The following is a 24,097-nucleotide window of genomic DNA, read 5'->3' as shown; positions in this document are numbered from 1 at the left end:
TCTGCCGGGCAGAGTCGGAAAGTTACAGTCGGGTGGCGCTGAAGCAGTGCTCCGGCACAGCAATACGATCCTGCGCCGCCACCACCTGCAGTTCATACTCCTGCATGTTTTTGGTGGTCAACATGATCTCGTACACTGCGGCGGTGACGTGCTCAAGCGCGTCGCGCAGGCTGGCGCCCTGCAGCAGTTTCACCAGCAGCAGACCGCTGGTCACATCGCCAACGCCCACCGGCTGATGCAGGCCAAAATCCACCAGCGGCCGGCTGATATGCCAGGCTTCATCTGCGGTCACCAGCAGCATCTCAAAACGGTCCATGCTCATGCCGGCGCGGGAAAGATGCTTAACCAGCACCACCTCCGGCCCCTGGGCAATCAGCTCCCGCGCGGCGGCCACCGCCTCGCTCACGCTGGCGACCGGATGACCGCAGAGGATCTCCAGCTCCACCAGATTAGGCGCAATGATATCGCTGGCCGGCAGCGCATAGCGCACGTGGAACTCCGCCACGCCCGGGGCGACGATGCAGCCCTTCTCCGGATGGCCCATCACCGGGTCACAAAAATACTTCGCCGCCGGATTGGCCGCTTTTACCTGACGCACGATGCCCAGGATATGCTCGCCCTGTTCAGCAGAGCCGAGATAGCCGCTCAGTACCGCATCGCAGGTCTGCAGCTTATCGATAGCGGCGATGCCCTGGACGATCTCCGTCAGGTGCGAAGGCGGCATCACACAGCCGGTCCATTTGCCGTACTGCGTGTGGTTAGAGAACTGTACGGTATTGAGGGGCCAGACATTGGCGCCCAGGCGGCGCATCGGGAACTCGGCGGCACTGTTGCCGGCGTGGCCAAACACAACGTGAGACTGAATGGCGAGGATGTTCTTCATTTTCTTACCACAACCCTAAAAAGAAAAAGGGCGTGGTTTCCCACGCCCTGGTAGTATTTTTTTATTTCCAGCAGACCAGGCAGTAATTCTTCTTACCGCGGCGCAGCAAGGTGTAGCGGCCGAACAGGCGATCGCTGTCGGCAAAAACATATTCCGGATCGGCCTGTTTTTCACCGTTGATGGTCACTGCGTTAGAGGCGACGGTTTTACGCGCCTGGCCGCGGGACGGCTGCAGTTCGGAATCCACCAGCGCCTGCAGCAGATCGGCGCCCTTTTCCATCTCAATCATCGGCACGCCGTCCTGAGCCAGCTGTTCGAAGTCAGCTTCGCTCAGGTCGCTCAGGTTGCCGTTGAACAGGCTCTCGGTAATGCGTTTCGCCGCTTCCAGGCCCTCTTCGCCGTGCACCAGACGCGTCACCTGCTCTGCCAGCACGTACTGGGCGCGCGGCGCTTTACCGCTGTTTTTATCTTCTTCTTCCAGGGCATTGATCTCTGCGATGTCCATAAAGGTGAAGAACTTGAGGAAGCGATAGACATCAGCATCCGCGGTGTTGATCCAGAACTGGTAGAATTTATACGGACTGGTCTTTTTCGGATCCAGCCACACGGCGCCGCCCTCGGTTTTGCCGAACTTGGTACCGTCCGCTTTGGTAATCAGCGGCACGGTGAGGCCAAACACCTGGTTCTGGTGCAGACGACGCGTCAGATCGATACCGGAGGTAATGTTGCCCCACTGGTCGGAGCCGCCAATCTGCAGCGCCACGCCGTGCAGCTTGTTCAGGCAGGCGAAGTCGTAACCCTGCAGCAGATTGTAAGAAAACTCGGTAAAGGAGATGCCCTGATCGTCACGATTCAGGCGCTGCTTCACCGCTTCTTTGTTGATCATCTGGTTAACAGAGAAGTGTTTACCAATATCGCGCAGGAAGGTCAGCACGTTCATGCTGCCAAACCAGTCATAGTTGTTCGCCGCGATCGCCGAGTTGTCGCCGCAGTCAAAATCAAGGAACGGGGCTACCTGTTTGCGGATTTTATCCACCCACTCCTGCACGGTATCCTCGGTATTAAGCTTACGCTCAGCGGCTTTAAAGCTTGGGTCGCCAATCAGACCGGTAGCGCCGCCCACCAGCGCCACAGGTTTATGACCTGCCTGCTGGAAGCGTTTCAGGCATAACAATGGAACAAGATGCCCCAAATGCAAGCTGTCAGCGGTAGGATCGAAGCCGCAATAGAGCGCGATCGGGCCTTGCGCCAGTCGCTCTGCTAACGCTTCCTCGTCCGTCACCTGGGCTACCAGCCCCCGCTCTTGCAATTGTTTAATCAAGTTACTGCTTGCCATCAAATTCTCCATGTATAAACGACTGCACCTCTGCCGGTACACGACTTTTCGCCAGATGCGAAAAGTACATAGAATAAAGCGCCGGCCCTTTCAGCGCCAGCGCTTCGATAACTAATTTCGGCAATTACGGTGCCAGGCGGTCGATTTTCCAGGCGCCGTTATCGCGCTGGTATAAAAAGCGATCGTGCAGGCGATGTTCGCCCCCCTGCCAGAACTCCATCTGCTCGATGCTGACGCGGAATCCGCCCCAGAAACTCGGCAGCGGCACTTCACCCTGCTGGAATTTCTGCTTCAGCTCGAGGAATTTGCTCTCCAGGATACCGCGGGCAGAGATCCGGCTCGACTGTTGCGAGACCCAGGCGCCGATCTGGCTGTCACGCGGGCGGCTGTGGAAATATTTGACCACCTCCAGCGTCGACAGGCGTTCCGCTTTGCCGATCACCATCACCTGGCGCTCCAGCATATGCCACGGAAACAGCAGGCTGACCTGCGGGTTATATTCAATCTGATGGGCTTTGCGGCTGCCGAGGTTGGTATAAAACACCAGCCCTTTTTCGTCGTAATGCTTAAGCAGCACAATGCGCTGATAGGGTTGGCCGCGCTCATCGACGGTGGCAACCACCATGGCCGTTGGGTCGGCGAGTTTCGCGTCGCAGGCCTGACGCAGCCAGCGCTCAAACAGCGGCAGAGGTTCAGCAGGAAGATCGTGGCGACGCAAACCGCCACGGGTGTATTCACGGCGCAAGTGCGCGATTTGCTGGAGTTCGTCGTTATCAGACATGGCCATTAAGGATATAGTCAAAAGGTGGCGTTATTGTGCGCCCCCCGGACAGAAATCTCAACGTTTGGCGGTCTGCAGCTGGCAGTTATCGAGGACGATGCGGTCGCGCTTATAGACGGTGGCGGTATCGCCTTTCGACCAGAAGACATAGACGCCGTCGGTGTAGCGCGCGCCGGAAGCCGACAGCCCCTCTGACAGATTCAGCTGCTGATTGTCATAGATAAAACTAACCTGCTGGCGTTGGTTATTGCGATGGACCGTCAACGGTTTCTGGTCGCATTGATACTCCAGCGTGTCCGTCTGCATCCGCTCGACAAACTGGTTGTAGTAGCTACAGCCCGCCAGCATAAAAGGTACAACTGCGATAAGAATTTTTTTCATTCGTTTGCCTTCGACTTTCCCGGTCACGGAGGGCACTCCGCCCTCCGCTTAACTTGTCCAGTTTACCGGTCGCGTCGTCTTTAAGATTTCAGTTAACTCCGATTCTGCGGCGGGTTAGCAGGGAAAATGGCGCCCAGCACCGTGGCTTCGCTGGCGCCGGTCACGGAGGGCAGATTACCCGGCAGGCCGGCGATCGTGCGCCAGGCCAGCCAGGCAAAGGCCAGCGCTTCCATATCATCGCCGCTGATCCCCGCCTCATCGGTGGTGGAGACTTCGGTTCCCGGCAGCAGGGCCGCCAGGCGCGCCATTAACAATGGGTTACGCGCGCCGCCGCCGCACACTAACAAACGCTCGCAGCCGCCGCTTAACAATACCTGCTCACTGATGGTCACGGCGGTTAATTCCGCGAGCGTTGCCTGCACATCCTGCCCGCGCAGCCCAGGATAACGAGCCAGATGCTGCTCCAGCCAGCCGTAATTGAAATATTCCCGACCGGTGCTTTTCGGCGCCGGCAGGGCAAACCATGGATCGCTCAGCATATCCTGCAGCAGCGGCAGGAGCACTTTACCTTCGCTGGCCCATTGGGCGTCCTTATCGTACGGTTTGCCCTGCTGGCGCCAGATCCAGGCGTCCAGCAACATATTTCCCGGTCCGGTATCATAGCCCCGCACCGGCTGGCCCGGCACCAGCAGCGATACATTAGCGATCCCGCCGATATTGAGCACCATCCGCCGCTCAACGGGGTGCGCCAGCAGCGCATGATGGAATGCCGGCACCAGCGGCGCCCCTTGCCCGCCAAGCGCCATATCCCGGCGACGAAAATCCCCCACCACGGTGACGCCGGTGTGGGCGGCGATCTGGTTGTTATCGCCAATTTGCATCGTATGCGGCGCGTCGCCCTGGGGTTCATGCCATACGGTCTGTCCATGGCAGCCGATGGCAATAACGTCGGTGGGTTTGAGCTTTTCCTGACGCATCAGCGCCAGCACGGCATCGGCAAACAGCCGCCCCAGTCGGGTGTCCAGACGACCTAGCTGTGAAAGGGTCAATGACTGGCCCTGGCAAATCGCCAGAATCTCTTCTTTTATCGCGTGTGGGATGGGCCAGGTGAGACTGGCCTGCTGCGCCACCATGTTTTCATTGATGGCAGCCAAAACGACATCGATACCATCAAGGCTGGTACCAGACATAACGCCAATAAAGCGACCCGATCTCATACGTTGTTCCTTCATTCCATGACCCTTGTATGTCCTTCACTCCACCATAAAGTGTCCGCTAATGCTATGTTGTAATAATACTTTTTAACAATAGAGCGACAATTCAGAGAACATCGTAAAGAACCGGCGTTTAGTTAAGGTTGAAGCACCATTAATTATTATTTTTTGTATAGTCCGGAGAGAAGCTATGCCCGCCGACGACTAAATGCCATATAATTAACCGCATGGACGTTCAATTGAACACCTTCGGTGAACAGGAGATTCATAAATGATTTTACGTGTTTTGGCTGTATCGATGATTGGTTTCACGCTCGCAGGCTGCGTGAGCAGCAGCGGCCTGTCCGGCGATGTTTATTCCGCATCTGAAGCCAAACAGGTGCAGAGCGTGACATACGGTACCATCGTGCATACCCGCGCCGTACAGATCCAGAGCGGCGACGACAGCAATGCCATCGGGGCGATTGGCGGTGCGGTGCTGGGTGGGTTCCTCGGGAACACCATCGGCGGCGGTACCGGACGCTCTCTGGCCACAGCGGCAGGTGCGGTCGCGGGCGGCGTTGCCGGTCAGGGCGTACAGGGCGCGATGAATAAAACCCAGGGCGTGGAACTGGAAATCCGTAAGGATGACGGCAATACCATTATGGTGGTGCAGAAACAGGGCAGCACCCCGTTCTCCGTGGGTCAGCGCGTGGCGATTGCCGGCAGCGGCAGCCAGGTCACCGTCTCTCCTCGATAATCCCTCTGACGATGCGGCCAGTTATGCCGCATCGTATTTTTCCTCTGCATTTATTACACCCTAATAGCTTCGCATTAGCATTCAGACATCTTAATTTTTGAATTGCATTAATCATTGCGCCTGCGCAATATTTTATCAGTCATCCCCGACTACTCTTCTGCACATTACTCTTTTTATGTCGACGCAATATCGTTGCCCTTGCTTTTCCCTGTGGAATATTGTCTATGCCCAAACACATGAATCATGTCGTTAAACGTCTTATCGTTTATATTTGTATTTGTTTACTGGCCGGGGTCGGCATGACCGGGTTGATGGACTTTTTTCACACCAGATTCAACAGCACTTCATCTACACTATTTCCTCTGCTGACCAGTTTTCTGATGGTGTTTCATATCACTATTGCCTGTTTTATGGGTATGAAATACTGGAGCAGCAAGCGTCGCTTGTATCTGACCCCTGTCGCTTTCGCCTTTGCCTGTTCGGCGTTGCTGATGCTGGGCACGCTCAGCAGCTATCCGGACTGGCTCAGCTGCAATCCCTCTCCGGTGGTGAAACAAAACGACGCCGTCATATATTATTTCTTTCGCAATATAATGATGGCTGTCTTATTCATGTCATCAATTATTTTGTATTACTTCCGCCGGCGCATCATGCATTCCTGGAAAGCTCATGTAATGACTTTCGCGGCATGCATTGTTCTTACATTAACCATTATTTTTTTATCATGGCTTTACTCCAGCCACTCGCCGAAGCTGAGCATCAATTTTATCGACGACCTGAATCATACTTTCACCCCACTGTGGCAAAGTATTATCAGCTGGCTGCTGATAGCAGTCTGGTTTATCACGCTAATATTAATAATTTGCTTGAGCAAACTGCGCAATATTTTCTGGTATAGCGGCGCTTTTTTTTGCAGCGCATATTTGTTCACCCTCTTCCGGCTGCTCTCTACCGTTGGGGAACTCGATCAGGCCTGGTATCAGGCGCGTTTTTTTGAAACGCTGTGCACCCTGTTCCTGATCCTGGTGCTGCTGGTCGACGTCTTTATCCTCTATCGGGAGTCTAACCACAAGTATGTCAACTCCTACCAGAATTCGATCCGCGACCCGCTGACCCGCCTCTATAACCGCAGCTTCTTCTATGACACCCTAAACCAGCAGCTGGCGAAGGTGAAGGCCCAGCATCCGCTGTCGGTGATTATCAGCGACCTCGACCATTTCAAACGCATCAACGATAACTACGGCCACATCGCCGGCGACAAGGTGATCCAATTTGCCGCCTCGGTGCTGGACAGCCATTCGCGCAAGGATGATGTCGCCGCCCGCATCGGCGGTGAGGAGTTTGCCCTGCTGCTGGTCAACACCTCAGAGAACGAGGCGCAGGCGATCGCCGAGCGCATCCGTCTGGCGGTCAGCGCCGAGCAGACCGCTCTGCCAGAGCGGATGACCATCAGCATGGGGGTGTATACCACCCATGACAGAAGTGTGACGGCGGAGGAGTGCGTCCAGCGTGCGGACGAAGCCATGTATGAAGCAAAAAACAGCGGACGTAACCGGGTGGTGATCTGGCGACGCCAGGGCGGGTAAAAAAAGGCCCGGGATAGCCCGGGCCGCAAAAGGATTAATCTTTTGCCTGGAGATCGAGGATATTTTGTTCAAGTTTACGAATTAAGTGGAGCAACGTCTCCACTTCCTGCTTCGAGACCCCCGAGAGGATTTCATCGCGGGTCTTGCCTATCACCTCTTCCATCTCATTGATCAGCGGTTCGGCTTTTTCAGTCAACTTGATGCGTTTGGCCCGCCGATCGCTTGCGCAGGTCTGGCGAGAAATAAGCCCTTTCTCCTCCAGCTGATCGAGCGTACGCACCAGCGACGGTTGTTCAATACCGATGGCTTTCGCCAGCTGGATCTGCGACTGCTCAGGCGGCAGCTGGTGGATGTTATGCAGCGTGACCCAGTGGGTCTGCGTTAACTCCAGAGGTTTCAGGCGATGGTCGATTAGCGCGCGCCAGACGCGAACTAAACGTGCCAGATCAGAACCAAGTGGCGATTCCAATTTCATCTCCTTATAATTAGCTTGCTAAGTTATTATACTGATTTTAGAATAGTGTGCAGCATTTGAATAATCAAAACAAATGAATTACTTGATTCAACAAAAACCAAAACAATGATTTACACTGTTAAAGAGTAGCACGTCCTGAGGTTATCCCTGTTATGGCAAAGGATTTTTGCTTGTGAAACTGAGTCTTAATTCATCCGGATTGCCGCTGCAGGACCTGATGTTCGGCGCATCCGTCTATTTCCCTCCGTTGTTCAAAGCCGTCTTGCTGGGCTTCTTTATCTGGCTGTTTTTACATCGCCAGCTGCGTGACTGGATGTATGCGGGCGACATCTGGCATCCCCTGCTGATGGATCTCTCCCTGTTCGCGCTCGCGGTCTGTCTGGCCCTGCTGTTATTGATTGCCTGGTGATCTACCTGCTATGAAAAAATTAAAATATTTGTCAACGCTGTTGGTGGCGGCCATCGCACTGGTTGCCGCGTGGTTGTTATGGAATTTCTACACTCAGTCCCCCTGGACCCGCGACGGGAAAGTGCGCGCCGAGCAGGTCGGGATCACCCCTCAGGTCTCCGGCAGTATTCTGCAGCTTAACGTGGCCGATAACCAGCGAGTCAAGGCCGGTGAAGTCTTGTTTACCATCGACGACACCCCCTACCGCATTGCGGTGCTGAACGCCCAGGCGCAGCTGGCGAAAGCGCAAGCTGAGGTGGCGAAAGCGCAGGCGGAGCAAAGCAAAGCCGCCAGCGAGGCCCGCCGTCGCAGAAACCTGTCGCAGAATGCCATCTCGGCTGAAGACCTTGAAAACGCCAATACCGCCCTGAATACCGCCACCACCACCCTGGCGGCCGCCAGAGCGGGAGTCGGTGTCACTGAGGCGGCGCTAAAGCATGCGCAGTGGCAGCTCAGCCAGACGGTAGTCAAAGCGCCGGTGGACGGCTGGGTGACTAACCTCTCCACCCGGGTCGGCGATTACGCCACCACCGGCCATCCGGTCTTTGCCCTGGTGGACAGCCATTCGTTCTATGTGCTGGGCTACTTTGAAGAGACCAAACTGCGCCATATTCGCATCGGCGATCCGGCGCAAATCATTCTCTACAGCAATCAGCAGACGCTGCAGGGGCATGTCGCCAGCATCGGTCGCGCGATTGTCGACCAGAGCGTGGAACAGGGAACCGGGCTGGTGGCCAATATCAAACCGAATATCCCCTGGGTCCGCCTCGCCCAGCGCGTCCCGGTGCGGATTGCCTTTGATAGCTTGCCGGCCGATGTCACTCTGGTCTCCGGCACCACCTGCACCGTCTCGATCGGCGGACAGTGATGAATCTGCAGACCCTGTCATGGCGCTCGCTGCCCTGGGTTAAAGCCACCCGACCGCAGTGGCGATACGCGCTGCGTAACGGCATCGCCATGTGTCTTGCGCTGAGCATCGCCTATGCGCTGGATCTGGATGAGCCCTACTGGGCGATGACCTCCGCGGCGGTGGTCAGCTTTCCCACCGTCGGCGGGGTGATCAGTAAAAGTTTCGGCCGCATTGCCGGCAGCCTGCTCGGCGCCTGCGCCGCCCTGCTGCTGGCTGGCCATACGCTCAACGATCCCTGGCTGTTCCTGTTCAGTATCTCCGGCTGGCTGGCGCTCTGCACCTGGGCCTGCGCCCTGTTCACCAACAACGTGGCCTACGCCTTTCAGCTGGCGGGCTATACCTGCGCCATCATCGCCTTTCCGGTGATTAATATCAGCGACAGCTACGAGCTATGGGTGATTGCCCAGTCGCGCGTCTGCGAAGTCATCGTCGGGATCCTGTGCGGTGGGTTGATGATGATGATTCTGCCCAGCACCTCCGATGGCAGCAACCTGCTGACGGCGCTGAAAACCATGCACGCCCGCCTGCTGGAGCACGCCAGTCTGCTGTGGGTACCGGAAACGACGGATGCTATCCGCACCGCCCATGAAAGCGTAATTGGCCAGATCCTGACCATGAACCTGCTGCGCATCCAGGCCTTCTGGAGCCACTACCGCTTCCGTCGGCAGAATCCCCTGCTGAACTACCTGCTGCACCAACAGCTCCGAATGACCAGCGTCATTTCCAGCCTGCGGCGTATGCTGCTGAACTGGCCTGACGCCCCGGCCAATACCCGCCAGGTGCTGGAGTCGTTGCTTGCGGAGCTCGCCACCGCCCATGCTGACAGCTATCACGTCGCCCGCATTCTGGCGCCGCTGGCGCCGCCGCCGGGCGCGGATTACCGCCACGTCGCCTTCTGGGCGCGGTTACGCTATTTCTGTCGCATTTATCTGGAAAGCAGCCGCTGGATCCGCCGGGTTGAAAATGCCTCAGCGATCGCCGAGTTCAATGTTCCTTCCGCACCCGCGCTGACCCGCCACACGGACCAGGCGGAAGCCCTGCTCAACGGCATTCGTACCTTTTGCGCCCTGGTGGCGATAGGCGCGTGGGGGATCAGTACCCAGTGGACCAGCTGCGCGGCGGCCCTGACCCTGGCCTCCATCTGCTGCGTACTCTACTCGGTGTCGGCCTCGCCGTTTCGCTCGCTAACCCTGCTGATGCAGACCCTGGTCCTGCTGTCGGTGTTCAGTTTTGTGGTGAAATTTGGCCTGATGGTGCAGATCACCGACCTGTGGCAGTTCCTGCTGTTTCTGTTCCCGTTGCTGACCACCATGCAGTTACTCAAGCTGCAGTGGCCAAAATTTGCCGGCCTGTGGGGGCAGCTTATCGTCTTTATGGGCTCGTTTATCTCCGTCACCAACCCACCGGTGTACGACTATGCGGCCTTTTTCAATGACAATTTAAGCAAGATTGTCGGCGTGGGCTTTGCGTGGCTGGCTTTTGCGGTGCTCAGTCCCGGCTCGGACGCCCGCAAAGGGCGACGGCACATCAGAGCGTTACGGCGTCACTTTGTCGATCAGCTCAGCCGCCGCCCCCAGCACAGCGAGCACGAATTTGAATCGCTGGTATATCACCACGTCAGCCAGCTCAGTCAGAGCCAGGATGCGCTGGCACGCCGCTGGCTACTGCGCTGGGGAGTGGTCTTGCTGAACTGCTCCCACGTGGTCTGGCAGCTTCGTGAGTGGGAAACCCGCTCCGATCCGCTCGCCCAGGTCCGCGATCTGTGTATCAACCTGCTGCGCGATGTCATGAGCGAGCGCGGCGTGCAGCAGCGGCCGCTGGCCACCACGCTGCAGGAGCTGCTGCGGATCTGCGAGGTTCTGAACCGCCATCATCAGCCGGCGGCCCGGGAGCTGGCCGCCGCGATCTGGCGACTGTATTGCGCGCTATCGCAGCTGGAACAGGCTCCGGTCGCCGGAACGATTGGCGAAAAGATTACTTAATCACCCCGCAGGCAAACCGTTCGCCGCCGCCGCCCAGCGGCTGCGGACTGTCGGCCATATTATCGCCGCCGACATGAACCATCAGCGCTTTGCCTTTCACTTCCGCCAGCGTTTTCAGACGCGGAGCGATAATCGGCTGGTCAGCCACGCCCGCGTCGTTGACCACCAGCAGGGGCAAATCGCCAAGATGTCCGGTGCCCAGCGGCCCTTCATGTTTACCGGTATGTTGCGGATCGTAATGTCCGCCCGCCGCTCCGGCGGCTACGGCTTTGCCCTCTTTCATCGCCGGCTGGCAGCTACCTTCAGCATGGATATGAAAGCCGTGCTTGCCCGGCGGCAACGCTCGCAGATCGGGAGCAAATTCGAGTCCGCGGTCGGTTTCGGTGATTTTTACACTGCCGATGGATTGACCAACGCCCTGGCTGGTCACGAGATTAAGTTGCACATCTTCACTGACGGCCTGCGCGCCAGCGCAAAATGCGAGGGAAAGGATAGCGAGAATACATCGTTGCATAACACCTCCGGATGGCTGTCTCCCTGTTAAGTGTAAACCAGGAACAGGTTTCCGGAGGCGAAATGCCGGTTATGGCACGTCGTAACCGAGCGCGGCTTTGCGGATACGGAACCACTGCTGGCGGGTCATACTCAGTTTTTCAGCCACGATCGCCGAACGCACGCGCTCAATTTTGCCCGAGCCGATAATCGGCAGCGGTTGCGATGGCAGGCGCAGCACCCAGGCATAAACCACCTGCTCGATGCTGTCGGCGTTAAGCTCGTGGGCCACCTGGGCCAGCTCGTCGCGCAGCGGCTGAAAGCCCTCTTCATTAAACAGGCGGCCGCCGCCGAGGCAGGACCAGGCCATCGGGCGAATACGCAGCTGCTGCAGCTGATCGAGGGTGCCGTCGAGCAGCAACGGCTGATGCACCGGCGAGATCTCCACCTGGTTGGTAGCAAGCGTAAACGGCAGGCGCGACTGCAGGAGGGTGAACTGGGCAGGGGTAAAGTTCGAGACGCCGAAATGACGCACTTTGCCGCTGTGATGCAGCGCGAGGAAGGCTTCAGCCACCTCGTCCGCGTCCATCAGCGGATCCGGCCGGTGGATCAGCAGCAGATCGAGATGGTCCGTCGCCAGATTACGCAGCGATTGCTCAGCGCTGAGCACGATGTGGTCCCGGTCGGTAATGTAGTGACCGATGGTGTTTTCAGCGCGCGCCCGGGTGGCAATGCCGCATTTGCTGACAATTTCCATTCGGCTACGCAGATGCGGCGCCAGCTTCAGGGCTTCACCAAAGGCGGATTCGCACTGGTAATCGCCATAGATATCGGCGTGATCGACGGTGGTAATACCTAAATCGAGATGCTGTTCGATAAAGCCGACCAGCTCGCCTGGCGACATTTTCCAGTCCATCAGACGCCAGTAGCCCATCACAAAACGCGAAAATTCCGGCCCCTGGGGAGCCATAGCAATACGCTGAACCATAACCGCTTCCTCAATAAAAAAGTGCTCTGAGTATACGTAATTTTTGGCTTAAAACAGTGAGGGTTGCTGCGGTTCTTCCGCCGCCTCTGGCCTGTTTGCGCGGATTTTGCGCAGCAGGCGTTGACGGCACAGACGCAATACCTCCTGTTTCTGCGCATCGCTCATCGTTTGCCAGTTAAAACGTTCCTCACGGCTACGGAAACAGCCGCGACAGTAGCCGCGCTCATCGGTCTGACAAATTCCCCGGCACGGGCTCTGCACCGGGAAAAATTCTAACTGCTCTGCCACCACACGCCTCCTGTCCCCTCATCTCCTTTCATTGAAGACGTTTCCCCGCGCTGACGCAAATTTTGTTCACTACGTGCTGCGCCAGCTAACATTTTTGCGCCGGGTCTTGCATTAGACCAATCGGTCTACTACAGTGTGCCCCATGAACAGACACAGCGATTGTGATACCCGAGAACATATTCTGGCCACCGGCGAGCGGCTTTGCATGCATCGCGGCTTTACCGGCATGGGCTTGAGCGAACTCCTGAAGACGGCGGAAGTGCCCAAGGGCTCTTTCTATCATTACTTTCGCTCTAAAGAAGCCTTCGGCGTCGCCTTGCTGGAAAACCATTTCGCCGGATATCTGCAGCGCCTGGTCGAGCATTTCGCCCATGGCGACGGCAACTATCGCGATCGGCTGCTGGCCTACTATCAGCACACGCTGAATCAGTTTTACCAGCAGGGAATTATTAGCGGGTGTCTTACCGTCAAGCTGTCGGCAGAGGTCTGCGATCTGTCGGAAGACATGCGCACCGCCATGAACCACGGCGCCAGCCAGATCATCGCCCTGCTGGGCGACGCGCTGGAGAAAGGACGCCAGGAAGGCAGTCTGACATTTGACGGCGAGGCCATGACCCTGTCGCAGGTGCTCTATTCCCTGTGGCTCGGCGCCAACCTGCAGGCCAAAATAACGCGTAGCGCAACGCCGCTGGAGAGCGCCCTTGCCCACGCGAAACAGATTATTGCGGCGCCTGCTGTTTAACAGGCGTTTTTATTTCATCAGTTCCTAGACGACCGGTCTACTCAGGAGTCATTATGTCGGAATCAAAATTATTCACCCCGTTGAAAGTCGGTGCCGTCACCGTCCCTAATCGCGTATTTATGGCTCCACTGACGCGTCTGCGCAGCATCGAGCCGGGCGATATCCCTACCCCGCTGATGGGCGAATATTACCGTCAGCGCGCCAGCTCCGGGCTGATCATCAGCGAAGCGACGCAGATTTCCGCCCAGGCCAAAGGCTATGCCGGCGCGCCAGGACTGCACAGCCCGGAGCAGATTGCCGCCTGGCAGAAAATCACCGCCGGCGTTCACGCGGAAAACGGCCATATCGCCGTGCAGCTGTGGCATACCGGGCGAATTTCCCATAGCAGCCTGCAGCCCGGCGGCGCCGCCCCGGTAGCGCCGTCTGCGCTGAGCGCCGGCACCCGCACCTCGCTGCGCGACGAAAACGGCCACGCCATCCGCGCCGATACCTCGATGCCTCGCGCTCTGGAAACCGAAGAGATCCCGGGGATCGTCGATGATTTCCGTCAGGCGGTGGGCAATGCCCGTGACGCCGGTTTCGATCTGGTTGAACTGCACTCGGCTCACGGCTATCTGCTGCACCAGTTCCTCTCGCCGTCGGCAAACCAGCGTACCGACCAGTATGGCGGCAGCGTGGAAAACCGCGCCCGTCTGGTGCTGGAGGTGGTTGACGCCGTGAGCAAAGAGTGGAGCGCCGACCGGATTGGCATCCGCGTGTCGCCGATTGGCAGCTTCCAGAATGTAGATAATGGCCCGAACGAAGAAGAAGACGCGCTGTATCTGATTAGCGAGCTGGCGAAACGCGGTATCGCCTATCTGCACATGTCCGAGCCGGACTGGGCGGGCGGCAAGCCGTACAGCGAAGCCTTCCGTCAGAAAGTTCGCGACCGCTTCCCGGGCGTGATCATTGGCGCTGGCGCCTACACCGTTGAAAAAGCCAACGACCTGATCAGCAAAGGGCTGATTGATGCCGTGGCCTTTGGCCGCGATTACATCGCCAACCCGGATCTGGTGGCCCGCCTGCAGAAAAAAGCGGCGCTCAACCCGCAGCGCCCGGAGTCCTTCTACGGCGGCGGCGCGGAAGGCTACACCGATTATCCTACGCTGTAATCCCTCCATTGATAGCGGCGACGTATCGCCGCTATACTCAAGGCTCTGATCTATCAAATAAACTGCATAGGGGACATTATGCGCTTACTCCACACCATGCTGCGCGTTGGCGACCTGCAACGTTCTATCGACTTCTATACCAATGTTTTGGGCATGAAGCTGCTGCGCACCAGCGAAAACCCGGAGTACAAATACTCCCTCGCCTTCGTCGGCTACGGCGAAGAGAGCGATACCGCGGTGATCGAACTGACCTACAACTGGGGCGTGGACAGCTATGAGCTGGGCACCGCCTACGGTCACATCGCGCTGAGCGTCGACAACGCCGCCGAAGCCTGCGAGCGGATCCGCCAGAACGGGGGCAACGTTACCCGCGAAGCCGGGCCGGTAAAAGGCGGCAGCACCGTTATCGCCTTCGTGGAAGATCCTGACGGTTACAAAATCGAGCTGATTGAAGAGAAAGACGCCGGCAAAGGGCTGGGCAACTAACCCCCGACCATAGCGACTTTATTATCCTCGTTCGCCCGGGCGCTGCGGCGCCCGTTGTTTTCACCCCTGCCTGCTGCAAGCCGTGGCAAAATTTGCCATAATGCGCGCTACTTTTTTCCAGCTAAGAGAATCTGATGTCCGAGAACGCTCAACTGAATGGTCTGTGCGACCGTTTCCGCGGTTTTTATCCAGTGGTGATTGATGTTGAAACCGCAGGATTTAATGCCAAAACCGACGCCCTGCTGGAGATCGCCGCCATTACGTTGAAGATGGATGAGCAAGGCTGGCTGATGCCCGATGAAACGCTGCATTTCCATGTTGAACCTTTCGAGGGCGCCAATCTTCAGCCCGAAGCGCTGGCCTTTAACGGGATTAACCCGCACGATCCAGAGCGCGGCGCCGTTAGCGAATACGACGCTCTGCATGCCATCTTCAAAATGGTACGCAAAGGGATGAAAGAGAGCGACTGCAGTCGGGCTATCATGGTGGCGCACAACGCCACATTTGACCACAGCTTCACCATGACCGCCGCCGAACGGGCGGGGCTAAAACGCAACCCGTTCCATCCGTTTGTCACCTTCGACACCGCCGCGCTGAGCGGGCTGGCGCTGGGCCAGACGGTATTGTCGAAAGCTTGTATTGCCGCGGGTATGCCGTTCGACGGCGCGCAAGCCCACTCCGCCCTCTACGATACCGAGCAGACGGCACAGCTGTTTTGCGAGATAGTGAACCGCTGGAAGCGTCTGGGCGGCTGGCCGCTGCCGGTGGCGACGCCGGAGTGATAAAAAAAGCGACTTCCAGGAAGTCGCTTTTTTACTGACCGCGGTAATTATTCCGCTTTCGGCTCGTCAGTGTGGTATTTCGCCGCTGTCTCTTTGATCAGCTGCTGCAGTTCACCGCGCTGGTACATCTCGATGACGATATCGCAGCCGCCCACCAGTTCACCGTCCACCCACAGCTGCGGGAAGGTCGGCCAGTTGGCATATTTTGGCAGCTCGGCGCGGATATCCGGGTTCTGCAGGATATCAACGTAAGCAAAACGTTCGCCACAGGCGGACAGCGCCTGAACGGCCTGAGCGGAGAAACCGCAGCTTGGCAGCTTCGGCGAACCTTTCATGTACAGCAGGATCGGGTTTTCAGCGATTTGGCGTTGGATCTTTTCTAAAGTCGAGCTCATTGTCGTGCTTCCTTAAACTTCTTTCTACGGCAGTAACTTGTCATTGTAGCGTCCCGAGGGCAGGACCGATAATAACATTTTTTTCACTATTCATATTTTATCTTCTGTTGCGCGAAGTTGCCTTAAAAATATCATTTTGCCGTCACGGGCAGGCGCGCGTTGCGCATTTTCTGTGCGAGGCGGTCAATGTCTGACGCGTTTTCTTGCAATCGTTAACCAATCGACATTTTTGATACAAAAGAATATTAACTTTCCGGGTTTTTATGCTTTAGAATCGTTCCGGTTTGTCATTCATCGTCAGGCATTTGTACATGTCTGTAATTAATCAGGGGATTGCTCAGTGGCGCGGCTAAACAAAATCGCGATATCGCTCTGTGCATTACTGTTCACATCTATCTCATTCACGCCACTGGCTCAGGCTTCAGGGCATACGCACGCCTCCGCCTCGCCGAAGGCGTTGCCCGCGAAAAGCGGCTCAGAGCGCAAGAAAAAAACAACCAGTCAAAAAAGTAAAACCACCGCTAAAACCACCAGTAAAAAATCCTCGAGCACCCGGCTCCCTACCCGCTCTACCGCAGCAAGCCAAACCGCGCTTCATCGTCAGGCCGCCGGCGCCACGAAAAAATGCGTGCTGCGTAAAGGGTATAAAAAGCAGTGCGCAAAAACGGTGGCCGCCAGCGCCGAGCCGACCCTGGCGCTGAACAGCGTCAAAAGCAAATGCGTGGTGCGTAAGGGCTATAAAAAACGCTGTAAACCCGAGGCCAGCGAAGCGAATCTGACGATCGCCGACGCGCATAAAGTCCGGGTGCAAAAAGCGCAGAGTACCGCCATGAACAAACTGATGGGCCAGCTGGGTAAACCGTATCGCTGGGGCGGCACCTCGCCGCGCACCGGGTTCGACTGCAGCGGGCTGGTCTATTACGCCTACAAAGACCTGGTCAAGATTCATATCCCGCGTACCGCCAATGAAATGTACCACCTGCGCGATGCGCGTCCGGTCGATCGTGACGAACTGCAGAGCGGCGACCTGGTCTTCTTCCGCACCCGCGGACGCGGCACTGCCGACCACGTTGGCGTTTACGTAGGCAACGGGAAATTCATTCAGTCCCCGCGCACGGGGCGCGATATTCAAATCACCTCCCTGAGCGAAGATTACTGGGTACGTCATTACGTCGGCGCCCGTCGCGTCATGACCCCGAAAACCATTCGCTGATCCCGGTCTGCCGCTACGGCGGCAGCCCTCTTCACCTGCGCGTTCTCCGCCCCCACCGTCAGGGGAAACTGCATATTCGCCTCTGTGACCGGCGCTTCCCGACGATAGCGGGTGGGCGACATGCCAAAGTGACGGTGAAAGGTGCGGCAGAACGCCGCCTGCCCGTCGTACCCCAGACGTTGGGAAATACTCTGCATGGAGGCCTCGGTCTGCGTTAAGTAGATTGTCGCGATGGTCATCTTCCGGCGGCTGACGTAGCTCGCCAGCGTGCAGCCGGTCACCATGGCGAATTGCCGCTGGAAATACCAGTGCGAGTAGCCGGACTTTTTCGCTACCGCCCTCACCGGCAGGGTGTCAAAAATATGTGCTTCGATCCAGTCAACGATCCCCTGCACGACCGGGATCATTTTCGGGCTTACCACTTCATCTGTTTTTGCCATCGTAGCCATCCTGTGGAAATTGCTGCCGGTGGCTATATTTGTCATACAAATATCAAAATAGACAATGAATTATTGGCATAGCGGCGATTACCTGAAAGCATATCGTCATTAATCATTTGATTTAAAATGATTATTTTCACTCAGTCGTTTGCGCTGCGGGGGTCTTCAGATGGCCTGATGAGAAATTAACCATCGCGGCGAGAGGCTGGAGACCCAGCCTCCTTTTACTTATACATTTTTGCAACATCTGCGGGCGTCTTAACGCGCCGCTCCGCAGAAAACGGTTAAGCCTTCGGCAGTTGCGCCGGCGATAATAGCCTTTATCGTTGTAAGGCTTTTCACTGCCTGCGGCAAATGTTAACATTCTCAATACAATAACAGGCCCGGGACGCGACAGCGTCGGGCGGTCAGAACGCGATTCAGGTGAAAACCTCATCTTGTCAATGTGAGATAAAACAAAAAAGTTATAAGGAGAGTAGCAATGTCGTTTGAATTACCTGCATTACCATATGCAAAAGACGCCCTGGCGCCGCACATTTCCGCAGAAACCCTGGAATACCACTACGGTAAACACCACCAGGCGTATGTCACTAACCTCAACAACCTGATCAAAGGCACCGCGTTCGAAGGTCAATCGCTCGAAGAGATCGTGCGCACCTCTGAAGGCGGCGTTTTCAACAACGCGGCGCAGGTCTGGAACCACACCTTCTACTGGAACTGCCTGGCGCCGAACGCCGGCGGCGAACCGGAAGGCGAGCTGGCGGCCGCGATTGCCAAATCCTTCGGCAGCTTCGCAGAGTTTAAGGCCAAATTTACCGACGCCGCGGCGAAAAACTTTGGCGCTGGCTGGACCTGGCTGGTTAAAAATGCCGACGGCAGCCTGGCTATCGTCTCCACCAGCAACGCGGGTACCCCGCTGACCACCGACGCGAAGCCGCTGCTGACCGTTGACGTCTGGGAACATGCTTACTACATCGACTACCGCAACGCCCGTCCAAGCTATCTGGACCACTTCTGGGCGCTGGTTAACTGGAAGTTTGTTGCCGCTAACCTGGCCGCATAAACGACAAACCGCAGCAGAGTGACCCCTGCTGCGGTTTTTTTTACACCCTTCCCCACCGTTTATGACTGGCTGGCAAAGGCCTCCTCCGGCTGCGCTCGTCCGCTAAACCAGACCAGCAGCAGCGCCAGACCGGCAATAATCGCGCCCATCACCGGCACAAACGCATATCCCAGTCCGCCGGAGATCACCGCTCCGCCGGCGGCGGCGCCCAGCGCGTTGCCCAGGTTGAACGCCCCGATATTCACCGAAGAAGAGAGACCCGGCGCCTCATGCGCCACGCGCATCACTCGCATCTGCAGCGGCGGCACTACCGCAAAGGTGGCTGCGCCCCAGACGATCATACTGATAGCCGCACCCGCCTGGGATTGCGCCAGCAGCGGTATCGCCAGCATGATCGCCATCAGCAGCAGTAGAAAGCCTTTCAGCGTGCGGGAGACCGACCGGTCGGCGAATTTGCCGCCCAGATAGTTGCCCAGCGAAAAACCAACACCAATCAGCACCAGCATCGCGGTGATAAACAGCGATGAAGCATGGGTCAGCGTATTCAGTACCGGCGAAATGTAGGTATACAGCGTAAACATCGCCCCGGCGCCCAGCACGGTGGTCAGTAAGGCAGAAAGCACCTGCGGCCGTAACAGGACCGAAAGCTCTTGTTTGACATCCGGCCGCTCGCCCGCGCTGCCCTTCGGCAGGGAGAACCACAGGCTCACCATCGCCAGCAGGCCTAACCCCGCGGTGGCGAGGAAGGACATCCGCCAGCCGATGGTTTCTCCAAGCCAGGTCGCGGCAGGCACGCCGCCGATATTAGCGATGGTGAGGCCCATAAACATGGTGGCCACCGCGCTGGCCTGCTTGTGCTTGGGCACCACGCTGGCCGCCACCACCGACCCCAGGCCAAAAAAGGCGCCGTGATTGAGGCTGGTAATAATGCGCGACAGCAGCAGCGTGGTGTAATCCGGCGCAATGGATGACAGCAGGTTGCCGACGGTGAAGATCCCCATCAGAAAAATCAGCGCATTGCGTCGGGCGCGATGGGACAGCAGCAGGGTCATCAGCGGCGCGCCGACCATGACGCCGATGGCATACGCACTGATCAGCATTCCCGCTACCGGTATCGAGACGTCCACGCCCTTGGCAATCACCGGCAGCAATCCCATCGGGGAGAACTCGGTGGTCCCGATGCCAAAGGCGCCGATCGCCAGCGCGAGTAAAGGAAAGTTGATTTTCATTCAATGACTCCATCAGACCGTCAGGGAGGACGGCATAACATCAGAAGTCAAAAGCATGACATCAATCACAAAAAAACAAAAGTGAACGAAATGACAAAAGATTTTTGCAGAATTGATAATAATGGCGGGATACGGGGAGGAGGCCGCGCTCCTCCCTCATCGGAACATTAGTGCAGTATGGCGGTCAGGCTGAATGCGACGATCACGCCGAGGGCAATAATCGTGGTGATCAGCGAAAACTTTAAATTGGTATCCATCATTTTTCCCTCTTGTTATCCCCACACCAAAAGTGAGCTTGCTCATTTTTGCACAAAAAATCGCAAAAATCTTCCGGGATTTAGGGCGATGCACATTTTTGCTCTTCCACTTTGCCCCAAGATCGGACAAAATCCCACGCTAATTTAAAAGCGTATCGGCCATTGACCCCTTCCTGTCGTTCTGTGTCGTTTTCCCGACGTGATGCAATGTTGAAAATTGTATTCAGGGTGTGTGTAGGCAAACGTTTACGTATCGATGATCAGGCGATCAGGTCAAGGCATGGAGTGAGATGTAATGGCAACTATTAAAGATGTAGCGAAGCGCGCAAACGTTTCCACTACAACTGTATCACATGTAATTAACAAAACCCGTTTCGTTGCCGAAGAGACGCGCAATGCGGTATGGGCGGCGATTAAAGAGCTGCACTACTCGCCGAGCGCCGTGGCCCGCAGCCTGAAAGTCAATCATACAAAATCGATTGGCCTGCTGGCGACCAGTAGCGAAGCCGCCTATTTCGCTGAAATCATTGAGTCCGTTGAAAAGAGCTGCTTCCAGAAGGGCTATACCCTGATCCTCGGCAACGCCTGGAACGACCCGGAAAAACAGCGGGCCTATCTGTCGATGATGGCGCAAAAACGCGTCGACGGTCTGCTGGTGATGTGTTCCGAATACCCGGACTCCGTCCTGAGCATGCTGGAAGAGTATCGCCATATTCCGATGGTGGTGATGGACTGGGGCGAAGCAAAAGCCGACTTTACCGATGCGGTAATCGATAACGCCTTCCAGGGCGGGTATATCGCCGGACGTTACCTGATTGAACGCGGTCACCGCGAAATCGGCGTGATCCCGGGCCCGCTGGAGCGCAACACCGGCGCGGGGCGACTGGCCGGCTTCATGCAGGCGATGAAAGAGGCGCATATCAGCGTGCCGGAAAACTGGATTGTACAGGGCGACTTCGAGCCGGAGTCCGGCTACCGCGCCATGCAGCAGATCCTGAGCCAACAACACCGTCCAACGGCGGTCTTCTGCGGCGGCGACATTATGGCGATGGGCGCTATCTGCGCCGCGGATGAAATGGGGCTGCGCGTGCCGCAGGACATTTCGCTGATCGGTTATGATAATGTGCGCAACGCCCGCTATTTCAGCCCGGCGTTAACCACCATTCATCAGCCGAAAGATTCGCTGGGTGAAGCCGCGTTCAATATGCTGTTGGATCGTATCGTCAACAAGCGCGAAGAGTCGCAGTCTATTGAAGTGCACCCTCGGCTGGTCGAACGCCGCTCGGTGGCGGATGGCCCGTTTGTCGACTATCGTCGCTAAAGCACTGGCGGGCGCGGATCACTCCGGCGCCCGCAGCCACTCCCGATTCAGCGTGTCGCTGTCCCCCAGGTAGTCCAGCATCCAGTTTAACGCCGGCGAAGCATCATTCTGCTGCCAGGTCAGACAGCAGGCCGCATCCGGAAACGGATTTTCCAGCGCCAGCGCGGTCCACTCGCCGCGATCCACCCATGGCCGGGCGAAATGGCTTGGCACCATGCCGACGCAGAGCCCTGCCGACAGACAGGTAGCCGACGATTCCCAGTCGGGGACCACCACCCTCTTCTGGTTATCCAGCAGCCACGTTGTCCGTTTGGGCAACGAACGCGAGGTATCTTCCCGCACCAGCGACGGCCAGTTGCGCAGGACATCGTCGCTCAGCGGCCCCGCCATCTTCGCCAGCGGGTGATCGCTCGCCACCACGCAGTCCCAGCTCAGCATCCCCATATCGCGGAACGCATAGCGGCCCCCAACCGGAATAGAGCGCGTTGCGCCAATCGCCAGCTCCACGCGGCCGTCGGCCAGCGCATCCCATACGCCATTGAACACTTCCTGAAAAACGATCAGCTCGACGTCGGGAAAATGGCGATAGAAATCCACGATCATCTGGCGCATCCGCGCGGGTTTCACGATATCGTCCACCGCGATCGACAACTGCCCGCGCCAGCCGTTGGCAATTTGCTGGCACTGCTGGCGGGTGATCTGCATTTTTTTGATAACAGAGCGCCCTTCCTGTAAAAACCAGACCCCGGCGGGGGTCAGCTCCACATCACGATGACGGCGCTCAAACAACGGGACGGCCAGCCACTCTTCGAGCTGACGCACGGTATAGCTGACGGCGGAAGGCACCCGATGGAGCTCCTGCGCCGCCGCGCTAAAGCTGCCGTTACGGGCGACGGCATCAACCACTTCCAGAGAGTATTCAGACCACATTTTCTGCCTGCAAAATTTTTGAATGCATGTGACAAATATTAGCGTTTCACAAGCCACAATGCACTCCCTACACTCTGCGGCATCGTACCTGTACTCCAAAAATGAGAACGTTATGTCACAACCTGGGAAAGGATTTTTAGTCTGGCTGGCCGGCCTGAGCGTGCTGGGCTTTCTGGCCACCGATATGTACCTGCCGGCATTTGCCGCCATGCAGCAGGATCTCGACACCTCCGCCGCATCCATTAGCGCCAGCCTGAGCCTGTTCCTCGCCGGCTTCGCGCTGGGCCAGCTCTTCTGGGGGCCGCTGTCAGACCGCTACGGGCGCAAACCGGTGCTGCTGAGCGGCCTGGCGATTTTCGCGGTCGGCTGCCTGGGGATGCTGTGGGTGCAGAACGCCACGCTTATGCTGGCGCTGCGTTTTCTGCAGGCGATTGGCGTCTGCGCCGCGGCGGTTACCTGGCAGGCGATGGTGACCGATTACTATCCCGCCCAGCGCACCAACCGCATCTTCGCCACTATTATGCCGCTGGTAGGACTGTCCCCTGCGCTGGCCCCGCTGCTGGGCAGCTGGCTGCTGGTGCACTTCGAGTGGCAAGCCATCTTCGCCACCTTGTTTGCCATCACTCTGCTGCTGATGCTGCCTGCCCTGCGCCTGAAGGCCGCCGCTAAGTCGGCCACTGTGGCTGAAAAGAAAATCACTTTTCTGGCGCTGCTGCGCTCCCGGGAATACAGCGGCAACGTCCTGATCTACGCCGCCTGCTCCGCCAGCTTCTTCGCCTGGCTTACCGGTTCGCCGTTTATCCTTCATGAGATGGGCTACGGCCCGACCGCCATCGGCCTGAGCTATATCCCGCAGACCATCGCTTTTCTGGTGGGCGGCTATGGCTGTCGCGCGCTGCTGCAAAAATGGTCCGGGCAACAGATGCTCCCGTGGCTGCTGGTGGTCTTCGCCGTCAGCGTCGCCGCCACCTGGCTGGTGGGTCTGCAAACGCATGCCTCGCTGGTGGCGTTGATGATCCCGTTCTGCCTGATGGCGGTGGTCAACGGCGGGATATACCCCATCGTGGTCGCTCAGGCGCTGAAGCCTTTCCCGCAGGCAACCGGCCGCGCGGCGGCGCTGCAGAACACCCTCCAGCTTGGCCTGTGCTTCCTGACCAGCCTGCTAGTCTCCGCGCTGATCGCCACGCCGCTGCTGACCACCACCAGCGTGATGCTGGTCTCTATTTTGTTAGCCGGAGTGGGTTATCGCCTGCAGCAGACGCCAGCGCTGGCGGCCCACTCTTCCCACGCCTGACGCCCGTCGCCAGTGCCCGGACCAGTGGTTAGCACGCTAAGATATTTTTATTGAAAGCCAGTACTTAGCGTCCTATACTGGATCCGGGTTCACATAAATAAAGAATATTTAACAGATTAACGGATGCAGGATGCCTCCGTTTCACCATGGAAGGCCTTTCGGCAAGGGTTATCTCCCTTCCTCTGTTCTACGTCGGATAGCGACTTCACGGATTATCCGTGAGATTTCTCACAAAGCCAAAAAAGCGTCTACGCTGTTTTAAGGTTCTGATCACTTGGGCGTGATGGAGAA

27 protein-coding genes are annotated in these 24,097 nt (G+C 57.3%); 13 read left to right on the top strand and 14 right to left on the bottom strand.

What is annotated here, in order from left to right:
• Positions 1 to 22: 22 nt before the first annotated feature.
• From pdxY to anmK, 5 genes are all read right to left on the bottom strand, one after another.
• Positions 23 to 883: a pyridoxal kinase PdxY gene (gene pdxY / locus LGM20_RS11245; RefSeq protein ID WP_044523561.1), complete on the bottom strand. Its 861-nt coding sequence runs from the start codon at positions 881 to 883 to the stop codon at positions 23 to 25.
• A 61-nt stretch (positions 884 to 944) separates the two neighbouring features.
• Positions 945 to 2,219 carry a tyrosine--tRNA ligase gene (gene tyrS / locus LGM20_RS11240; RefSeq protein WP_004175868.1) on the bottom strand — a complete coding sequence of 425 codons (1,275 nt, stop codon included), beginning with the start codon at positions 2,217 to 2,219 and terminating at the stop codon, positions 945 to 947.
• A gap of 124 nt (positions 2,220 to 2,343) precedes the next feature.
• Positions 2,344 to 3,000: a pyridoxamine 5'-phosphate oxidase gene (gene pdxH, locus LGM20_RS11235; protein ID WP_044523674.1), complete on the bottom strand. Its 657-nt coding sequence runs from the start codon at positions 2,998 to 3,000 to the stop codon at positions 2,344 to 2,346.
• Positions 3,001 to 3,057: 57 nt separating this feature from the next.
• Positions 3,058 to 3,381: a C-type lysozyme inhibitor gene (gene mliC, locus LGM20_RS11230; RefSeq protein WP_032428867.1), complete on the bottom strand. Its 324-nt coding sequence runs from the start codon at positions 3,379 to 3,381 to the stop codon at positions 3,058 to 3,060.
• 92 nt (positions 3,382 to 3,473) lie between these two features.
• Complete coding sequence (gene anmK / locus LGM20_RS11225; RefSeq protein ID WP_023289931.1) at positions 3,474 to 4,598, bottom strand: anhydro-N-acetylmuramic acid kinase; 1,125 nt, start codon at positions 4,596 to 4,598, stop codon at positions 3,474 to 3,476.
• 268 nt (positions 4,599 to 4,866) lie between these two features.
• Between anmK and slyB the strand changes: the two genes are divergently transcribed.
• Complete coding sequence (gene slyB / locus LGM20_RS11220; protein WP_002907749.1) at positions 4,867 to 5,334, top strand: outer membrane lipoprotein SlyB; 468 nt, start codon at positions 4,867 to 4,869, stop codon at positions 5,332 to 5,334.
• 224 nt (positions 5,335 to 5,558) lie between these two features.
• Complete coding sequence (locus tag LGM20_RS11215; protein ID WP_044523563.1) at positions 5,559 to 6,920, top strand: sensor domain-containing diguanylate cyclase; 1,362 nt, start codon at positions 5,559 to 5,561, stop codon at positions 6,918 to 6,920.
• Between the two features lie 34 nt (positions 6,921 to 6,954).
• On the opposite strand, the gene slyA is transcribed toward LGM20_RS11215, so the two are convergent.
• Positions 6,955 to 7,395 (bottom strand): transcriptional regulator SlyA, encoded by a 441-nt coding sequence (gene slyA / locus LGM20_RS11210; protein WP_004143833.1) that lies wholly within the window; start codon positions 7,393 to 7,395, stop codon positions 6,955 to 6,957.
• A gap of 172 nt (positions 7,396 to 7,567) precedes the next feature.
• On the opposite strand from slyA, the gene LGM20_RS11205 reads away from it, so the two are divergent.
• From LGM20_RS11205 to LGM20_RS11195, 3 genes are read left to right on the top strand one after another with little or no spacing between them, the layout of a single operon-like run.
• The gene (locus LGM20_RS11205; RefSeq protein WP_032453115.1) at positions 7,568 to 7,804 is read left to right on the top strand and encodes a DUF1656 domain-containing protein; all 237 of its coding nucleotides are present in this window, start codon (positions 7,568 to 7,570) and stop codon (positions 7,802 to 7,804) included.
• 10 nt (positions 7,805 to 7,814) lie between these two features.
• Entirely contained in the window at positions 7,815 to 8,711 is an 897-nt protein-coding gene (locus LGM20_RS11200; RefSeq protein WP_023289935.1) for an efflux RND transporter periplasmic adaptor subunit, read from the top strand.
• On the top strand, positions 8,711 to 10,735 hold the full coding sequence (locus LGM20_RS11195; RefSeq protein ID WP_044523567.1) for an FUSC family protein: 2,025 nt from the start codon (positions 8,711 to 8,713) through the stop codon (positions 10,733 to 10,735). The genes LGM20_RS11200 and LGM20_RS11195 overlap by 1 nt, the downstream gene beginning before the upstream one ends.
• Here the strand turns inward: LGM20_RS11195 and sodC are convergent.
• From sodC to LGM20_RS11180, 3 genes are all read right to left on the bottom strand, one after another.
• A complete protein-coding gene (gene sodC, locus LGM20_RS11190; protein ID WP_023289937.1) occupies positions 10,728 to 11,249 on the bottom strand; it encodes a superoxide dismutase [Cu-Zn] SodC in 522 nt (173 codons plus the stop codon). The two genes, LGM20_RS11195 and sodC, sit on opposite strands and share 8 nt — an antisense overlap.
• A gap of 69 nt (positions 11,250 to 11,318) precedes the next feature.
• The gene (locus LGM20_RS11185; RefSeq protein WP_023318436.1) at positions 11,319 to 12,215 is read right to left on the bottom strand and encodes an aldo/keto reductase; all 897 of its coding nucleotides are present in this window, start codon (positions 12,213 to 12,215) and stop codon (positions 11,319 to 11,321) included.
• A gap of 48 nt (positions 12,216 to 12,263) precedes the next feature.
• A complete protein-coding gene (locus LGM20_RS11180; RefSeq protein WP_017901094.1) occupies positions 12,264 to 12,506 on the bottom strand; it encodes a DUF1289 domain-containing protein in 243 nt (80 codons plus the stop codon).
• Positions 12,507 to 12,645: 139 nt separating this feature from the next.
• On the opposite strand from LGM20_RS11180, the gene LGM20_RS11175 reads away from it, so the two are divergent.
• From LGM20_RS11175 to rnt, 4 genes are all read left to right on the top strand, one after another.
• A complete protein-coding gene (locus LGM20_RS11175; protein ID WP_032428869.1) occupies positions 12,646 to 13,245 on the top strand; it encodes a TetR/AcrR family transcriptional regulator in 600 nt (199 codons plus the stop codon).
• A gap of 53 nt (positions 13,246 to 13,298) precedes the next feature.
• Positions 13,299 to 14,396: an alkene reductase gene (gene nemA / locus LGM20_RS11170; protein ID WP_044523573.1), complete on the top strand. Its 1,098-nt coding sequence runs from the start codon at positions 13,299 to 13,301 to the stop codon at positions 14,394 to 14,396.
• A 78-nt stretch (positions 14,397 to 14,474) separates the two neighbouring features.
• Positions 14,475 to 14,882, top strand: a complete 408-nt coding sequence (gene gloA, locus LGM20_RS11165) for a lactoylglutathione lyase (protein ID WP_032453119.1) — start codon at positions 14,475 to 14,477, stop codon at positions 14,880 to 14,882.
• Between the two features lie 134 nt (positions 14,883 to 15,016).
• Entirely contained in the window at positions 15,017 to 15,664 is a 648-nt protein-coding gene (rnt, locus tag LGM20_RS11160; protein WP_004202881.1) for a ribonuclease T, read from the top strand.
• 47 nt (positions 15,665 to 15,711) lie between these two features.
• Here the strand turns inward: rnt and LGM20_RS11155 are convergent, their stop codons facing one another.
• A complete protein-coding gene (locus LGM20_RS11155; RefSeq protein WP_002907768.1) occupies positions 15,712 to 16,059 on the bottom strand; it encodes a Grx4 family monothiol glutaredoxin in 348 nt (115 codons plus the stop codon).
• A gap of 340 nt (positions 16,060 to 16,399) precedes the next feature.
• Between LGM20_RS11155 and LGM20_RS11150 the strand changes: the two genes are divergently transcribed.
• A complete protein-coding gene (locus LGM20_RS11150; RefSeq protein WP_044523574.1) occupies positions 16,400 to 17,272 on the top strand; it encodes a C40 family peptidase in 873 nt (290 codons plus the stop codon).
• Here the strand turns inward: LGM20_RS11150 and LGM20_RS11145 are convergent.
• Positions 17,227 to 17,712, bottom strand: a complete 486-nt coding sequence (locus LGM20_RS11145) for a helix-turn-helix domain-containing protein (protein WP_044523576.1) — start codon at positions 17,710 to 17,712, stop codon at positions 17,227 to 17,229. The genes LGM20_RS11150 and LGM20_RS11145 overlap by 46 nt on opposite strands.
• Before the next feature lie 481 nt (positions 17,713 to 18,193).
• Between LGM20_RS11145 and sodB the strand changes: the two genes are divergently transcribed.
• Entirely contained in the window at positions 18,194 to 18,775 is a 582-nt protein-coding gene (sodB, locus tag LGM20_RS11140) for a superoxide dismutase [Fe] (protein WP_023289943.1), read from the top strand.
• Between the two features lie 59 nt (positions 18,776 to 18,834).
• Here sodB and LGM20_RS11135 read toward each other — a convergent pair whose 3' ends face one another.
• Both LGM20_RS11135 and cydH read right to left on the bottom strand, forming a co-directional pair.
• Complete coding sequence (locus LGM20_RS11135; RefSeq protein WP_032453121.1) at positions 18,835 to 20,004, bottom strand: MFS transporter; 1,170 nt, start codon at positions 20,002 to 20,004, stop codon at positions 18,835 to 18,837.
• Positions 20,005 to 20,171: 167 nt separating this feature from the next.
• Entirely contained in the window at positions 20,172 to 20,264 is a 93-nt protein-coding gene (cydH, locus tag LGM20_RS11130; protein ID WP_002907776.1) for a cytochrome bd-I oxidase subunit CydH, read from the bottom strand.
• A 292-nt stretch (positions 20,265 to 20,556) separates the two neighbouring features.
• On the opposite strand from cydH, the gene purR reads away from it, so the two are divergent.
• Positions 20,557 to 21,582 (top strand): HTH-type transcriptional repressor PurR, encoded by a 1,026-nt coding sequence (gene purR, locus LGM20_RS11125; RefSeq protein WP_004202888.1) that lies wholly within the window; start codon positions 20,557 to 20,559, stop codon positions 21,580 to 21,582.
• Positions 21,583 to 21,600: 18 nt separating this feature from the next.
• Here purR and punR read toward each other — a convergent pair whose 3' ends face one another.
• Complete coding sequence (gene punR / locus LGM20_RS11120; RefSeq protein WP_004202889.1) at positions 21,601 to 22,512, bottom strand: DNA-binding transcriptional activator PunR; 912 nt, start codon at positions 22,510 to 22,512, stop codon at positions 21,601 to 21,603.
• Positions 22,513 to 22,624: 112 nt separating this feature from the next.
• Here punR and punC point away from each other — a divergent pair, with 112 nt between their 5' ends.
• The gene (punC, locus tag LGM20_RS11115) at positions 22,625 to 23,806 is read left to right on the top strand and encodes a purine nucleoside transporter PunC (RefSeq protein ID WP_032453123.1); all 1,182 of its coding nucleotides are present in this window, start codon (positions 22,625 to 22,627) and stop codon (positions 23,804 to 23,806) included.
• Positions 23,807 to 24,097 lie beyond the last annotated feature (291 nt).

This window comes from Klebsiella quasipneumoniae subsp. quasipneumoniae (assembly GCF_020525925.1).
In the GTDB taxonomy this organism is placed as follows: domain Bacteria; phylum Pseudomonadota; class Gammaproteobacteria; order Enterobacterales; family Enterobacteriaceae; genus Klebsiella; species Klebsiella quasipneumoniae.
The sequence above is the reverse complement of the archived record's forward strand: the minus strand, read 5'-3'. Positions and strand labels throughout refer to the sequence as shown.

What these genes read in the sequence shown, in the direction of transcription:
- pdxY (WP_044523561.1), bottom strand. Translation starts at nt 883, where the DNA reads ATGAAGAACATCCTCGCCATTCAGTCTCACGTTGTGTTTGGCCACGCC.
- tyrS (WP_004175868.1), bottom strand. Translation starts at nt 2,219, where the DNA reads ATGGCAAGCAGTAACTTGATTAAACAATTGCAAGAGCGGGGGCTGGTA.
- pdxH (WP_044523674.1), bottom strand. Translation starts at nt 3,000, where the DNA reads ATGTCTGATAACGACGAACTCCAGCAAATCGCGCACTTGCGCCGTGAA.
- mliC (WP_032428867.1), bottom strand. Translation starts at nt 3,381, where the DNA reads ATGAAAAAAATTCTTATCGCAGTTGTACCTTTTATGCTGGCGGGCTGT.
- anmK (WP_023289931.1), bottom strand. Translation starts at nt 4,598, where the DNA reads ATGAGATCGGGTCGCTTTATTGGCGTTATGTCTGGTACCAGCCTTGAT.
- slyB (WP_002907749.1), top strand. Translation starts at nt 4,867, where the DNA reads ATGATTTTACGTGTTTTGGCTGTATCGATGATTGGTTTCACGCTCGCA.
- LGM20_RS11215 (WP_044523563.1), top strand. Translation starts at nt 5,559, where the DNA reads ATGCCCAAACACATGAATCATGTCGTTAAACGTCTTATCGTTTATATT.
- slyA (WP_004143833.1), bottom strand. Translation starts at nt 7,395, where the DNA reads ATGAAATTGGAATCGCCACTTGGTTCTGATCTGGCACGTTTAGTTCGC.
- LGM20_RS11200 (WP_023289935.1), top strand. Translation starts at nt 7,815, where the DNA reads ATGAAAAAATTAAAATATTTGTCAACGCTGTTGGTGGCGGCCATCGCA.
- LGM20_RS11195 (WP_044523567.1), top strand. Translation starts at nt 8,711, where the DNA reads ATGAATCTGCAGACCCTGTCATGGCGCTCGCTGCCCTGGGTTAAAGCC.
- sodC (WP_023289937.1), bottom strand. Translation starts at nt 11,249, where the DNA reads ATGCAACGATGTATTCTCGCTATCCTTTCCCTCGCATTTTGCGCTGGC.
- LGM20_RS11185 (WP_023318436.1), bottom strand. Translation starts at nt 12,215, where the DNA reads ATGGTTCAGCGTATTGCTATGGCTCCCCAGGGGCCGGAATTTTCGCGT.
- LGM20_RS11175 (WP_032428869.1), top strand. Translation starts at nt 12,646, where the DNA reads ATGAACAGACACAGCGATTGTGATACCCGAGAACATATTCTGGCCACC.
- nemA (WP_044523573.1), top strand. Translation starts at nt 13,299, where the DNA reads ATGTCGGAATCAAAATTATTCACCCCGTTGAAAGTCGGTGCCGTCACC.
- gloA (WP_032453119.1), top strand. Translation starts at nt 14,475, where the DNA reads ATGCGCTTACTCCACACCATGCTGCGCGTTGGCGACCTGCAACGTTCT.
- rnt (WP_004202881.1), top strand. Translation starts at nt 15,017, where the DNA reads ATGTCCGAGAACGCTCAACTGAATGGTCTGTGCGACCGTTTCCGCGGT.
- LGM20_RS11155 (WP_002907768.1), bottom strand. Translation starts at nt 16,059, where the DNA reads ATGAGCTCGACTTTAGAAAAGATCCAACGCCAAATCGCTGAAAACCCG.
- LGM20_RS11145 (WP_044523576.1), bottom strand. Translation starts at nt 17,712, where the DNA reads ATGGCAAAAACAGATGAAGTGGTAAGCCCGAAAATGATCCCGGTCGTG.
- sodB (WP_023289943.1), top strand. Translation starts at nt 18,194, where the DNA reads ATGTCGTTTGAATTACCTGCATTACCATATGCAAAAGACGCCCTGGCG.
- LGM20_RS11135 (WP_032453121.1), bottom strand. Translation starts at nt 20,004, where the DNA reads ATGAAAATCAACTTTCCTTTACTCGCGCTGGCGATCGGCGCCTTTGGC.
- cydH (WP_002907776.1), bottom strand. Translation starts at nt 20,264, where the DNA reads ATGATGGATACCAATTTAAAGTTTTCGCTGATCACCACGATTATTGCC.
- purR (WP_004202888.1), top strand. Translation starts at nt 20,557, where the DNA reads ATGGCAACTATTAAAGATGTAGCGAAGCGCGCAAACGTTTCCACTACA.
- punR (WP_004202889.1), bottom strand. Translation starts at nt 22,512, where the DNA reads ATGTGGTCTGAATACTCTCTGGAAGTGGTTGATGCCGTCGCCCGTAAC.
- punC (WP_032453123.1), top strand. Translation starts at nt 22,625, where the DNA reads ATGTCACAACCTGGGAAAGGATTTTTAGTCTGGCTGGCCGGCCTGAGC.